At 69.9% G+C, this 12,850-nt stretch carries 13 protein-coding genes and 1 pseudogene; 2 read left to right on the top strand and 12 right to left on the bottom strand.

The features are described from left to right. The first annotated feature begins 2 nt into the window (after positions 1–2). A complete protein-coding gene (locus A0130_01155; protein ANF30473.1) occupies positions 3–1,040 on the top strand; it encodes a hypothetical protein in 1,038 nt (345 codons plus the stop codon). 1 nt (position 1,041) lies between these two features. Here the strand turns inward: A0130_01155 and A0130_01150 are convergent, their stop codons facing one another. The 10 genes and pseudogenes from A0130_01150 to A0130_01105 all read right to left on the bottom strand — a co-directional run bounded on the left by A0130_01150 (position 1,042) and on the right by A0130_01105 (position 9,335). Next, a complete protein-coding gene (locus A0130_01150) occupies positions 1,042–1,785 on the bottom strand; it encodes an alpha/beta hydrolase (GenBank protein ANF30472.1) in 744 nt (247 codons plus the stop codon). Next, the gene (locus tag A0130_01145; protein ANF30471.1) at positions 1,782–2,081 is read right to left on the bottom strand and encodes a hypothetical protein; all 300 of its coding nucleotides are present in this window, start codon (positions 2,079–2,081) and stop codon (positions 1,782–1,784) included. The genes A0130_01150 and A0130_01145 overlap by 4 nt, the downstream gene beginning before the upstream one ends. A 35-nt stretch (positions 2,082–2,116) precedes the next feature. After that, positions 2,117–2,803 (bottom strand): hypothetical protein, encoded by a 687-nt coding sequence (locus A0130_01140; protein ANF33240.1) that lies wholly within the window; start codon positions 2,801–2,803, stop codon positions 2,117–2,119. An 81-nt stretch (positions 2,804–2,884) separates the two neighbouring features. Then, positions 2,885–3,445: an MFS transporter permease gene (locus A0130_01135; protein ANF30470.1), complete on the bottom strand. Its 561-nt coding sequence runs from the start codon at positions 3,443–3,445 to the stop codon at positions 2,885–2,887. Further along, positions 3,442–4,314 (bottom strand): phosphatidate cytidylyltransferase, encoded by an 873-nt coding sequence (locus A0130_01130; protein ID ANF33239.1) that lies wholly within the window; start codon positions 4,312–4,314, stop codon positions 3,442–3,444. The genes A0130_01135 and A0130_01130 overlap by 4 nt, the downstream gene beginning before the upstream one ends. A 165-nt stretch (positions 4,315–4,479) precedes the next feature. Next, the gene (locus A0130_01125) at positions 4,480–5,034 is read right to left on the bottom strand and encodes a ribosome recycling factor (protein ANF30469.1); all 555 of its coding nucleotides are present in this window, start codon (positions 5,032–5,034) and stop codon (positions 4,480–4,482) included. Between the two features lie 55 nt (positions 5,035–5,089). Continuing rightward, a complete protein-coding gene (gene pyrH / locus A0130_01120) occupies positions 5,090–5,803 on the bottom strand; it encodes a UMP kinase (GenBank protein ID ANF30468.1) in 714 nt (237 codons plus the stop codon). 105 nt (positions 5,804–5,908) lie between these two features. After that, positions 5,909–6,739 (bottom strand): elongation factor Ts, encoded by an 831-nt coding sequence (locus A0130_01115; protein ANF30467.1) that lies wholly within the window; start codon positions 6,737–6,739, stop codon positions 5,909–5,911. Between the two features lie 30 nt (positions 6,740–6,769). After that, complete coding sequence (locus A0130_01110; GenBank protein ANF30466.1) at positions 6,770–7,678, bottom strand: 30S ribosomal protein S2; 909 nt, start codon at positions 7,676–7,678, stop codon at positions 6,770–6,772. Between the two features lie 221 nt (positions 7,679–7,899). Continuing rightward, a pseudogene (locus tag A0130_01105) lies at positions 7,900–9,335 on the bottom strand (MFS transporter). Positions 9,336–9,652: 317 nt separating this feature from the next. Here A0130_01105 and A0130_01100 point away from each other — a divergent pair. Next, positions 9,653–10,204 carry a hypothetical protein gene (locus A0130_01100; protein ID ANF30465.1) on the top strand — a complete coding sequence of 184 codons (552 nt, stop codon included), beginning with the start codon at positions 9,653–9,655 and terminating at the stop codon, positions 10,202–10,204. 47 nt (positions 10,205–10,251) lie between these two features. Here A0130_01100 and A0130_01095 read toward each other — a convergent pair whose 3' ends face one another. Both A0130_01095 and A0130_01090 read right to left on the bottom strand, forming a co-directional pair. Beyond that, the gene (locus A0130_01095) at positions 10,252–11,253 is read right to left on the bottom strand and encodes a hypothetical protein (GenBank protein ID ANF30464.1); all 1,002 of its coding nucleotides are present in this window, start codon (positions 11,251–11,253) and stop codon (positions 10,252–10,254) included. A gap of 132 nt (positions 11,254–11,385) precedes the next feature. Then, on the bottom strand, positions 11,386–12,627 hold the full coding sequence (locus A0130_01090; GenBank protein ID ANF33238.1) for a DNA processing protein DprA: 1,242 nt from the start codon (positions 12,625–12,627) through the stop codon (positions 11,386–11,388). Positions 12,628–12,850: the final 223 nt, after the last annotated feature.

Here is a 12,850-nt window from a genome sequence, read left to right as displayed (position 1 = left end):
ACGTGAAGATCCAGAACCCGTTCCGCCTCGGTCTCATCGGCGTCCTCGGCGTCGGCCTGGGTCTGCTCATCCTGAGCGCCATCGTCAGCCTCGCCACGATCATCACCTACATCGGTGCCGCGCTGTTCCTGGCGCTCGGCATCGAGCCGCTGATCTCCTTCCTCGAGCGTCGGCGCTTCCCGCGCTGGCTGGCGCTCGTGGTAGCCCTCGTCGTCATCATCGGGGCCTTCGTCGGCCTGATCTGGGCGATCGTGCCGATCGCCGTCGACCAGGCCTCCCAGCTGGTGCAGAACACCATCAACTGGGTGAACAACGGCGACGCGGAGAAGTGGTTCCTCAGCCTCCAGCACCAGTTCCCCGGCATCGTCAATCAGCAGAACATCGACGCCGTCACCCAGTGGCTGCAGCAGAACCTGCCGGACATCACCTCCAAGGTGCTGCAGACCGGCGTCGGGATCGTCCAGGGCCTCTTCGGCGTCATCATCGTGATCATCCTGACCATCTACTTCACCGCGTCGCTGCCGAGCATCAAGCGGTCGGCGTACCAGCTCGTCCCCGCCTCCCGGCGCGCGCGCTTCGCCGACATCGGAGACCAGATCACCGACTCGGTCGGCAAGTACGTCATGGGCCAGGTGTCGCTCGCTCTCGTCAACGGCGTGCTCAGCGCGATCTTCCTGACGGTGATCGGCGCGAAGTTCCCCATCCTGCTCGCGTCGATCGCGTTCTTCTTCTCGTTGATCCCGCTCGTCGGAACCATCACCGGCTCGGTCATCATCGTGGCGGCCTGCTTCCTCTCCGGGACGCCGACCGCGATCGCCGCCGCGATCTACTACCTGATCTACATGCAGGTGGAGGCGTACGTGCTGAGCCCGCGCATCATGAACCGCGCGGTGTCCGTGCCCGGCGCCCTGGTCGTGGTCGCGGCCCTCGCGGGCGGCACGCTGCTCGGCATCCTCGGCGCGCTCGTCGCCATCCCGTTCGCCGCGGCCATCCTGCTGATCGTGAAGCAGGTCGTGATCCCGCGGCAGAACGAGCTGTAGCTCAGGCTCCCGCCGCCGACGGCCACTCGGTCGGCAGCGGCAGCGCCGACGGGTTCACCCGCTGCACGATCTCGGTGAGCACGCGGCGCGTCTGGTTCTCGCCCACCCACAGGTGCTTGCCACCCTCGACGTCGACCAGCTCGATCTGCGGGAACGACGCGAACTTCTGCTCGGCCTCGGCGGGCCGCAGGAAGTCGTCGTGCTCCGGAATGAGCGCGACGACCGGGCGCGTCTCCCCCGCCCACGCGGCCACGTGGTTCGGCTTGGCGCGGTGGAGCGGCGGCGACAGCAGGATGACGCCGTCGACCGGGAGCTCGCGGCCGTACATGAGCGCGAGCTCGGTGCCGAAGGACCACCCGACCAGCCACGGGTGCGGCAGCCCGCGCTCGGCGACGAACGCCATGGCGGCCTCCACGTCGTAGCGCTCCCCCACGCCGTCGTCGAAGGCGCCCTCGCTGCGTCCGCGCGGCGACGCCGTGCCGCGCGTGTTGAAGCGCAGCACGGCGATGTCTGCCAGGGCGGGCAACCGGGCGGCGGCCTTGCGGAGGATGTGCGAGTCCATGAACCCGCCTGCGGTCGGCAGCGGGTGCAGGGTGACGAGCGTCGCCACGGGCTCGCGGTCCAGCGGACTCGCCAACTCCCCGACGAGCGTCAACCCGTCCCGGGTGCGCAGTTCGATGTCCTCGCGCCGGGCGGGCAGCTCGACGCCGCCGCGGATCTCGGTGGTGGTTCCTTCGGTGCTCATGCGATCCTCCAGCAGGACTCGTGCCAGTGTCTCCGCGCCGCGAGGTCGGCGGCGTCGCCGAGGACGCCGTCGGCACGCCACGCCACGAGGTGGGCGGTCCCGGGCGGGATATCACGCCCGCAGCCCGGGCAGGAGTACGTCTTCTGCGCCTGGACGGCGGAGACCGGCTGAACGTTCCACTCGACGCCGCGCCGGGTCTCCGTGCGCCGCCAGCCGGCGAGCAGGCGGTCGAGTCCGTCCGGCTCCTCCTCCCGGCGGCCGGCAGAGCGGCCTCGGGGACGGTTGGAGCGCGGCATGCGTCCAGTCTAGGCGCGTCGCCGTACTGGACGGATCAGTACCAGCCGGAGGACTCGGAGTGCGCCCAGGCGCCGCACGGGGTGCCGTAGCGGCCGGCGATATAGCCGAGACCCCAGTTGATCTGCACCGAGGCGTCGGTCTCCCATCCGGGGCCCATCTTGCTGCCCGGAAGGGCCTGCGGGATGCCGTACGCGCCGCTGGGGTTGGAGGCGTTCACGCGCCAGCCGGATTCGCGGCTCCACAGCGAGTCGAGGCAGCCCCACTGGTCGTCGCCCCAGCCGCGCGCCTGCATCATCTGGTAACCCAGGTCGCGCGCGGTACCGGCGGTGGGGATCGGCGCGGTCGGATTGCTGTTGCCCGAGGACGAGGACGAGGACGACTTCTTCGATGCCGTCGGGGTGGGGGTCGGCGTCGGAGTCGGGGTGGGCTTGGCCTTCACCGAGACGGCCTCGCGCGTGATCGTCTGCGCCGGGGCATCCGGAGCCGTCAGCTCCTGGGCGGGCGCACCTTCGTAGCGCTGGGTCGTCGGGATCTGCTGCAGCGACTCCGCATACGCCGGCGTGGTCGTCGTGCCCGAGAACGGGTCGATGACGTTGACCAGGGCGAACCCGGCCACGGCGATGAAGGCGAAGCCCGCGATGGCGGCACGCGAACGGACATGCGGACGCCTGGATCGCTTGAACGCGACCCCGACCGGGTTGGCCGGAGTCAGCGGTACGATCTCCGCTTCAGCTGCTCGTCTACCCACGATCACAGAACGATAACGGAGATCGCCGGAAAACCCAAGATTCCGCCCCCGCACTCAGCGAACCGCCAGCATGACGTCGGTGACGGCGTCGAGCAGCAGATCGACCTGGACCTCGCGATATCCGCCGCGCTGCTCACGGAATGTGACCGTCCGAACCTCCTCGACGCTCATCGGCCGGCCGTCCTGGAAGTAGCGCACCAGACGGTTCGCGAAACGGTCGACGTCGTTGCGGTTGTACCCGAGGGTCAGGATGCTGACACGGTCGAACCGGTGCCCCAGCGGGCGGTCGAGCCGATTGAGGACCACCTGCGCCGTGGTGCGCGCGTCCTCGAACCAGGCGGCGTCTCCGGCCTGTGCCCGTGCCGCGTCCCGCTCCCGGGCGGCGAAGGCGTCCTCCAGGCGTTCGAGGGCCGCGTCGACGTGCGTGGTCGAGTAGCCGCCCTTCTGCATCGCGAAGGCCGTGTGCCGGATGTCCGCCGCCGTCAGGTCGGGCGCCGACTCGTCGCCGTCGTACGCGCGGCGTGCGGTGAGGAGGAACTCATCCACCTGCTCGACGTCGTACCCCTGCTGGGACTTGGGGTTGCGGGGAAGGTGCTCACGCCCCCATTCTGTCATCGGAAGATGAGGAACAGCACGTACGTGACCGCTGCCGACGGCAGGATGGAGTCGAGCCGGTCGAGGAACCCTCCGTGGCCGGGCAGCCACGAGCTCATGTCCTTGATGCCCAGGTCGCGCTTGATGAGCGACTCCGCCAGGTCGCCTGCCGTCGCCGTCAGCAGCACCACGACGCCGAAGAGGATGCCGAACCACCACGGCTCGCCGATCATGAACACCGCGAGCAGGATGCCCGCGATGATCGCCGCCGCGCTCGCGCCCGCGAACCCCTCCCACGTCTTCTTGGGGCTGATGGTCGGCGCCATCGGGTGCTTGCCCCACGACAGCCCGCTCACGTAGGCGCCGGTGTCCACCGACACCACGAGGATGAGGAACGCCAGCACCCACCACTCGCCCCCGTCCTCAGCGAGGAGCAGGATGACGAAGCTGCCGAGCAGAGTGACGTACAGCTGGACGAACACCGACCAGAGGAGGTCGAGACCCAGCGCCTTGGGACCCGTTCGCCCGGCCGGGACGACGAGCTCCACCAGTCGCCACAGCACCACCAGGACGATGCCGGCCGAAAGCGCCACCAGCTGTCCGCCGGCGTGCAGATAGAAGGCGGCCGGCACGATCCCTACCGCGGCCGCCACCGTCGGGATGCGCGGCACCCGCCGCCCGGCGCCGCGGAACGCTTGCGCCAGCTCGAAGGCGGCGAAGCCGATCATGGCGATGCCGAACACCAGGAACAGCTGCTTGATGAAGATCAGGCTGACCACGACGACCGCCCCGACCGCCACGCCGATCACGATGGCCAGGATCAGATTGCGGCCGGTGCGCGCCGCGATGCGCTCGTTGGTCGCATCCAGCTGCGCCTTGCGGGCCTGCACCTGGCGCTCGAAGTCGGCGCGCGTGGCCTGCACCTGCGCCCGCAGCTCGTCGCGCGACCGCGGCTTGGCCCGGCGGGACGGAGCCCCCGACGGCTGCGCCCCGACCGGAGGCGTCGCCGCCGCGGGTGGGGTGGGCGGCCGGGATGAACTGTCCTCGGTCATGGGCTAGACCTCGAGGAGCTCGGCTTCCTTGCGCTTCAGCGCCTCGTCGACGGCGTCGACGTGCGTGCGGGTGATGGTCTCGAGCTCCTTCTCGCCGCGCGCCACCTCGTCGTCGCCGACCTCGCCCTTGAGGGCGTCGAGGTCGTCCTTGGCCTTGCGGCGGATGTTGCGGATGGCCACCTTGGCGTCCTCGCCCTTGCCGCGCACGATCTTGACGAACTCCTTGCGGCGGTCCTCGGTGAGCTCGGGGAGCGTCACGCGGACGATCTCGCCGTCGTTGCCGACGTTCGCCGACAGGTTCGGCATGTTGACGATCGCCTTCTCGATCTCCTTCAGCGCCGACTTGTCGTACGGCGTGACGAGAAGGACGCGCGCCTCCGGGTTCTGCAGACCGGCCAGCTGGGCCAGCGGGGTCGGCGAGCCGTAGTAGTCCACGAGCACCTTCTGGAAGAGAGCCGGGTTGGCGCGGCCCGCGCTCACGGTGCCGAAGTCCTCCCTCGCCGCGTCCACGGTCTTGCTCATGCGCTGGCGTGCGTCGGAAATCACATCCGCGATCACGGTCTCTCCTTCAGATCGGTGGGTCGGTGTCTAGTCTATTGCGAGGCCGCCCGGCTCAGCCGAGCAGTGTCCCGATCTCGGCGCCGAGCAGAGCCGCGGTGACGTTGCCCGCCGGCTCGATGCCGAAGATGCGCATCGGCATCCCGTTGTCCATGCAGAGGCTGAGCGCGGTCGAGTCGACCGCCTTCAGGTTCTGCTGCAGCGCCTCCTGGTGCGTGATCTGGTCGATCTTGCGGGCGTCGGGGTTGGTGCGCGGGTCGTCGTCGTACATGCCGTCGACGCCGTTCTTGGCGACGAGCACGACGTCGGCGCTGATCTCCAGCGCGCGCTGCGCGGCGACCGTGTCGGTGGAGAAGTAGGGCAGGCCGGCGCCGGCGCCGAAGATGACGACACGGCCCTTCTCGAGGTGTCGCTCTGCTCGGCGCGGGATGTAGGGCTCGGCGACCTGGGTCATCGAGATGGCGGACTGGACGCGCGTCTCGGCTCCGGCCTGCTCCAGGAAGTCCTGCAGCGCGAGCGAGTTCATGACCGTGCCGAGCATGCCCATGTAGTCGGCGCGGCCGCGGTCCATGCCGCGCTGCGACAGCTCGGCGCCGCGGAAGAAGTTGCCGCCGCCGACGACGATGGCGATCTCCACATCCTGAGCCGCCTGGGCGATCTCACGGGCGATGCTGCTGACGATGTCCGGGTTGACGCCGAGCTGGCCGCCGCCGAACGCCTCGCCGGAGAGTTTCAGAAGGACCCTGCGTCTCTTGTTGACTGCCGACATACGTGAATAGCGTCCTTCCGTGTGTGGTTCTGGTCGATGCTAGTCGGTGGCGCACAGAAAAGGAGTCCGGACCGTTTTCACGATCCGGACTCCTTCATCGTCTGCTTATGCGCCGACCTTGAACCGGGCGAAGCCGGAGACGGTGAGACCCGACTCCTTCAGCACCTGGCTGATGGTGAGCTTGTTGTCGCGGGCGTACTCCTGCTCGAGCAGGGCGACCTGCTTGAAGTAGGCGCCGAGGCGACCCTCGATGATCTTCGGGAGCGCGGCCTCGGGCTTGCCCTCGTTGCGCGAGATCTCCTCGACGATACGACGCTCGTTCTCGACCTCGTCGGCCGGGACGTCCTCGCGGCTGAGGTAGGTCGGGTTCGCGAACGAGATGTGCTGCGCGATGCTGCGGGCGGTCTCCGCGTCGTCGCCGGCGTAGCCGAGCACGACACCGACCTGCGGGGGCAGGTCCTTGGAGGTCTTGTGCAGGTAGATCGCGAAGTGCTCGCCGTTCACGACGGCGATGCGGCGGAGCTCCACCTTCTCGCCGAGGATGGCGGCCTCGTCACCGATGAGCTCGGCGACGGTCTGGCTGCCGGCGGGGGCCGCGAGGGCCTCCTCGACGGTGGTGGCGCCGGCGGCCGCGGCCGCGTCGAGCACCTTGTCGGCCAGCGCGACGAACTTCTCGCCCTTGGCGACGAAGTCGGTCTCGCAGGCGAGCTCGATCATCGTGGCGGTGCCGTTGCCGTTCTCCTTGGCGGCGACGAGGCCCTCGCTGGTGGAGCGGTCGGCGCGCTTGGCGTTGCCCTTCGCACCCTTCAGGCGCAGGATCTCGGTGGCCTTCTCGACGTTGCCGTCGGCCTCCTCGAGCGCCTTCTTGGTGTCGACCATGCCGGTGCCGAGCTGCTCACGGAGAGCCTTGATGTCGGCGATGCTGATGTTTGCCATGTTCTGACTGGAACCTTCTGTCTCGAAGACTTACTTGGACTCGGCGTCGGTCGCCTCGGCCTCGACGGCCTCGGCGTCGGCCTCGCCCTCGGCGATGACGTCGGCGGAGTCGGCCTTGGCCTCGGCCAGGTCGGCGTCAGCGGCCTTGGCGGTCTCGGCGCTCGACTGGACCTCGTCGGACGACTGCGCGAGCAGCTCCTGCTCCCACTCGGCGAGCGGCTCGGCCTGCTCGGCGCCCTCTTCGGGCTTCTGGTGGCGCTGGATGAGACCCTCGGCCGCGGCGTCGGCCACGATGCGGGTGAGCAGCGTGACGGAGCGGATCGCGTCGTCGTTACCCGGGATCGGGTACTGCACCTCGTCGGGGTCGCAGTTGGTGTCGAGGATGCCGATGACCGGGATGCCCAGCTTCTTGGCCTCGTCGATCGCGAGGTGCTCCTTCTTGGTGTCGACGACCCAGAGCGCGCTCGGGGTCTTCGACAGGTTGCGGATGCCGCCCAGCGACTTGTGGAGCTTGTCCAGCTCGCGCTTCTTGATCAGCAGCTCCTTCTTGGTGAAGCCGCTGGTGGTGCCCTCGAAGTCGAGCTCCTCGAGCTCCTTCATGCGGGCGAGGCGCTTGGACACGGTCTGGAAGTTGGTCAGCAGACCGCCCAGCCAGCGCTGGTTGACGTAGGGCTGGCCGACGCGGGTCGCCTGCTCGGCGATCGCCTGCTGGGCCTGCTTCTTGGTGCCGACGAACAGGATGGTGCCGCCGTGGGCGACGGTCTCGCGCACGAAGTCGTACGTCTTGTCGATGTACGCGAGCGACTGCTGCAGGTCGATGATGTAGCTGCCGGAGCGCTCGGTGAGGATGAAGCGCTTCATCTTCGGGTTCCAGCGGCGGGTCTGGTGCCCGAAGTGGACGCCGCTGTCGAGCAGCTGGCGCATGGTGACGACGGCCATTGCCGTTCTCCTTTTGGTTGCGGTTGTCTGCGACGGCCGGCGGCCGCCACTCCTGGTGCCCCGCGCGCATCCGCACCCCGCCGCCCTGCACGGCGAACCGCGGGCGATGAGGAGACCGGTGGATGCGCGTCCCGATCCTGCGGATCACACCGCAGGACGTTCGGGCACGCGTAGTCACCCCGACGAGCGGAGTGCTTCAGACATCCTATCAGGAATGGGCGTCAGGCAGAGTCGCCGGTGGAGCGCACCTGCGGGCCGCGCGTGCGCCCTCCGGAGTTCTTGAACAGGGTCTCGGCCTGCTCCAGCGCCATGCCGTTCGTCTCGGGGATCTTGAAGAACACGAAGAAGAACGACAGGGCCGCGAACACGGCGTACATCCCGTACGTGAACGGCAGCGAGAAGTCCGCCAGCGCCGGGAACGACACGGTGATGAGGAAGTTGGCGATCCACTGCGCCGCCGCCGCGACGCCGAGCGCCTTGCCGCGGATGCGGCTCGGGAAGATCTCGCCGAGGAGCACCCACACCAGCGGGCCCCAGGAGGCGCCGAAGCAGATCACGAAGATGTTCGCGGCGACGAGCGCGATCGGCCCCCACGGGGCCGGGAGGCTCACCGCGCCGTCGTGCTTCACGGCGAAGGCGAACGAGAGCGCCATCACGCCGAGCGACAGCGCCATGCCCACCGATCCGGTGAGCAGGATCGGGCGTCGTCCCACGCGGTCGACGAGCAGGATCGCGACGATCGTCACCACCACGTTCGTGACCGACGTGATGACGGTGATCAGCAGAGAGCTCTTCTCCGTGAAGCCCACCGCCTGCCATAGCGTCGTCGAGTAGTAGAAGATCACGTTGATGCCGACGAACTGCTGGAACACCGACAGGATGATGCCGATCCAGACGATCGGCTTCAAGCCGAGCCTGTTGCCGGCGAGGGTCGCCTTCGCGCCCTCCTTGTCCTCCTTGATGGCGTTCTCGATGTCGCCGACCTGACGGTCGACATCGCCCTCCGGCACGAGGGTGAGGAAGATCTTGCGCGCCTCCTCGTGACGTCCGGTGGCGAGCAGGAACCGGGGCGACTCCGGGAGCGTCAGGGCGAGGATGCCGTAGACGACCGAGGGGATCACGCCGACGAGGAACATCCAGCGCCAGGCCTCCAGCCCGAACCACAGCTGCTGGGACGCGGACCCGGCGATGCCGGCGAGAAGCGCGTCCGAGAGGAGCGCCACGAAGATACCGATGGTGATGGCGAGCTGCTGCAGCGACGCGAGCCGCCCACGCGACTGGCGCGGTGAGATCTCCGCGATGTACGCGGGCGCCACGACGGAGGCGATGCCGATGCCCAGACCGCCGATGACGCGCCAGAAGCCGAGGTCCCATGCCGAGAAGGCCAGGCCTGCGCCGATCGAGCTGGCAAGGAAGAGGACCGCCCCGAGCAGCATGACCTTGAGACGCCCCAGCGGTCGGCCAGGCGGCCGGCGAGGAAGGCGCCGACGGCGCAGCCGAGCAGGGCGACGGCGACGATGAAGCCGGTGATCACCGCGTTCAGCGCGAAGTTGTGCTGGATCGAGTCGACAGCGCCGTTGATGACCGACGAGTCGAAGCCGAACAGGAAGCCGCCGACCGCCGCGGCGACGGCCAGACCGGTGACCCTTCGTCGCATCTTCGCAGTGGGCTGAGGTGCGTTGTCCTCGGTCGTGTCGGTGGATCCCTTGCGTTGTTCAGACATGTCATCCCTTTTTCGGTTGTGCGCGCCCCCACTGTCCGTGCCGCGCCCGCTGGAGAGGCGGCGCGACGAGGGCAGACATCACGGTACGCCGGGAAGCGGCTCCGGAGAACCGCCCGGGAACCGCTGCGGTCACAGGCCTGTGGAGAGACGGATTCTCCACGGATCCAGAGGGCGGGCGGGTCCACGGCAGCCGATGACGGGAGGCTGGGCGTGAGGGTCGGCACGCTGCCGACAGGGAGGGCGGGTGCGACATGGGGACCGGGATGCGCTGGGCGCGGGTCGTGGGCGGTGCCGTGATCGTCGCGGTGGCGCTCGCCGCTGCGGGGCCGTGGGGCGCCGCCGCGCGCCCGCCGGCTGCTGACCCTGCGGCCACGGGGTCGCAAGCGAAGTGGTCCTGGCCGCTGGCGGCCCCGCCATCGCCGGACATCGTGGCTCCGTACGTCGCGCCGGCTACCGCGTACTCCGCAGGCCACCGAGGCATCGACCTCGGAGCAGTCGGCGGCGCCGCTGTCGCCGCCCCGAGCGACGCTGTGGTGCGATTCTCCGGGCTCGTCGTCGACCGTCCCGTTGTGACGCTCGATCACGGAGGCAGTGTGCTGTCGAGCTACGAACCGGTCGACGGGATGGTGCCGGTCGGCACCCCGGTCGCGCGCGGGACGGTCATCGGCTCTGTGGCGTCCGGAGGACACTGCGACGGCCGCTGCCTGCACGTCGGCGTCCGCGTCGACGGTCAGTACGTCTCCCCGATGCTGTTCTTCGGCCGGGTGCCGCCGGCGATTCTGCTGCCGTTGGGGTCGGGGTAGCGCGGCCGGGCCGCACGCCCACGGCGCGCCCGCTCGGTCGGCTGTCGCTAGGCGCGCGGGTGGGCGAGGCGGTAGGCCTCTTTCAGGCGTTCGCTGGACACGTGGGTGTAGATCTGGGTCGTCCCGAGACTCGCGTGGCCGAGCAGCTCCTGGACCGCGCGCAGGTCCGCACCGCCGTCGAGCAGGTGGGTGGCTGCCGTGTGCCGCAGCGCGTGCGGACCGGATGGACCGCCCCCGGGGACGCCCGCGAGCAGCCCGGCCACCAGCTCGTACACGGCGCGGCTTCCCATCCGTCCGCCGCGCGAACCGAGGAACAGCGCCGGCCCCGACCCCGCTACCGCGAACCGGGGGCGCCCTTCGTTCAGCCACCGCTGCACCGCGCGCAGCGCCGGAACCCCGAAGGGGACCACTCGCTCTTTGGACCCCTTGCCGACGACCCGGAGCGTCAACCGGTCGAGATCCACGTCGTCGACGTCGAGCCCGGTCAACTCCGACACGCGGACCCCTGCCGCATAGAGCAGCTCGACGACCGCCACATCCCGTATCGACCCCGGATCGCCCTCGTCCGCCCGGGCTGCGAGCCCGGTCAGGATTCCGTCCATCTGCCCGCGAGTGATCACTCGCGGGAGCGTCTTGTCCGCCTTCGGTGCCCGGAGCCGCGCCGCCGCGTCGACCACACCGGCCCCGGAGTCTTCGCGCTCGCTCGGCGCGTCCGACTCGTCCTCGTCCTCTGCGCTGTTCGAGTTCGCCGGCAGGGCGCTCGAGGGCGCCGGATACGCACTCGTCCGAGCGAGCCAGGCGCTGAAGCCACGGGCGGAGGCGGATCGGCGCGCGAGGGTCGACTTGGCGAGTCCGCGTTGGGAGCCTTCCCAGAGCCAGTCGCGATAGAGGTCGAGGGTCAACTCGGCAGCGGAATCGACACCGCGCTCCGCGGCGAAGGCGGCGAGCGCCGTCAGGTCTGCCCGATAGGCGCGAACCGTCTGCGGCGAGTACCCGCGCTCCACCCGGAGGTGGCGCTCGTAGTCGTCGATCGCGGGGCCCAGCTGCACTCCTCCAGCTTCGCTCCCCCGGAGCTCGCCTGTCCGCAGCGACGCGCGACGCTCCACGCATCGGGCGCCCACCCGGTGCAGTCCGGCTCGATCCGCCCGGAGGTGCTCGCACCGTCGACCCTTCCCCTCGCATCAGCCGCGGCTTCCGTCGATCAGGGTCCAGCCGCCGGCGCTCTCGCGTGCCCGGCCTGCGAGATCGAGGCGGCCGAGGACGGCGGCGACGGTGGTGAAGGGCAACGCCGACCGGGCGGCGATCTCGTCTGCGCTGGAGGAGCGGCGCGTTCCCAAGGCTGTGAGGACGGCGCGCTCGTCCCCGGTCTCCGCCGCATCCTCGGACGTGGCTGCCGGCGGTGTCGGGTCGGGCGGCGGCGCCGCGGCGAACGGTTCCGCGAGCTCGGCCATCTCGTCGGGGGTCGTCACGCAGGTGGCGGCGTACTCGCGGATGAGACGATGGCATCCCGCGGACGCGGGTGACAGGACGCTGCCGGGAACCGCACCGAGAGGACGGCCCATCTGGGCCGCGTGGCCGGCGGTGTTCAGCGAGCCGGAGCGGTGACCGGCCTCGACGACGACCGTGGCCGTGGCGGTGGCCGCGATGAGCCTGTTGCGCATCAGGAACCGCCACCGGGTCGGGGCCGATCCCGGTGGGAGTTCGGCTGCGACAACACCATCCGCGGCGACGCGTTTGAGGAGGTCGCTGTTGCCGGCCGGGTAGAGGCGGTCCGCGCCTCCGGCGAGGAAGGCGACGGTCACACCGCGGCTGGCGAGTGCGGCCCGGTGCGCTGCCGCGTCGATGCCGTACGCTCCGCCCGAGATGATGGCGAAGCCGCGATCGGTGAGACCGGCGGAGCCTTCCATGGCGACGTGCTCCCCGTACTCGGTGCACGCCCGCGCACCGACGAGAGCGACCGACCGGCCGAGGTGCTGCAGCCGGGCGCCGTCTCCCCTGACCCACAGCGACAAGGGCGGACCGTCGTCGAGGGAGGCGAAGCCTTCGGGCCACCATGGCGAGTCGGGTGTGAGCAGGCGGGCGCCGATCCGAGCGGCCCGTTCCAGCGCTCTCACGGATTCGGCGAGGGACAGACGGGGACGCCAACGCGCGAGGGCATCGCTCATTCGTCTGTCTCCGGTTTCCTCGGGCTCGGCCGTGGAGCCTCGATCGAGGGTCATTGCATGGACACTGGTGCCGCCTCGGTCTTCAACCGCTGCGATAGGCGCGGCAGCGCCATTCGGCGCGTTGACGATCGCTCGGAGGAGACCGACCGGTCCGAGCGCTTCGACGAGCCGTCCGGCGTCGAGGTCGCCCGGCTCGATCGCCGTGCTCAGCGCGACGCGCGCGAAGCGTTCCTCGAGTATCGCCAGGCCGTCGACCAGACCGTCGCCACTCGGGCGAACGGGCGCCAACACTCTATCCAGCTCCCGTCGAGCGAGGCCGGGAATGGCGGTGTGCCCGGAGGTGGAGGTGCGGTCGGACTTCGGGGACTCCCCGGACGTCGAGCGCCCCACCGACTCTGCGGACCCGGGCGGCTCGGACGAGCCGGGACTCTCGACGCCCCCTGTGACCGCCCGCGCCACCACGCAGCGCCCGCACGCGGCG

It is taken from the genome of Leifsonia xyli, from assembly GCA_001647635.1.
GTDB classification, from domain to species: Bacteria; Actinomycetota; Actinomycetes; order Actinomycetales; family Microbacteriaceae; genus Leifsonia; species Leifsonia xyli_A.
This window is presented reverse-complemented; position numbering and strand designations above follow the sequence as displayed.

Coding starts and splice junctions, on each gene's coding strand:
- A0130_01150 (ANF30472.1), bottom strand. CDS start 1,785: ATGAGCACCGAAGGAACCACCACCGAGATCCGCGGCGGCGTCGAGCTG.
- A0130_01110 (ANF30466.1), bottom strand. CDS start 7,678: ATGGCCGTCGTCACCATGCGCCAGCTGCTCGACAGCGGCGTCCACTTC.
- A0130_01100 (ANF30465.1), top strand. CDS start 9,653: ATGGGGACCGGGATGCGCTGGGCGCGGGTCGTGGGCGGTGCCGTGATC.
- A0130_01115 (ANF30467.1), bottom strand. CDS start 6,739: ATGGCAAACATCAGCATCGCCGACATCAAGGCTCTCCGTGAGCAGCTC.
- A0130_01135 (ANF30470.1), bottom strand. CDS start 3,445: ATGACAGAATGGGGGCGTGAGCACCTTCCCCGCAACCCCAAGTCCCAG.
- pyrH (ANF30468.1), bottom strand. CDS start 5,803: ATGTCGGCAGTCAACAAGAGACGCAGGGTCCTTCTGAAACTCTCCGGC.
- A0130_01145 (ANF30471.1), bottom strand. CDS start 2,081: ATGCCGCGCTCCAACCGTCCCCGAGGCCGCTCTGCCGGCCGCCGGGAG.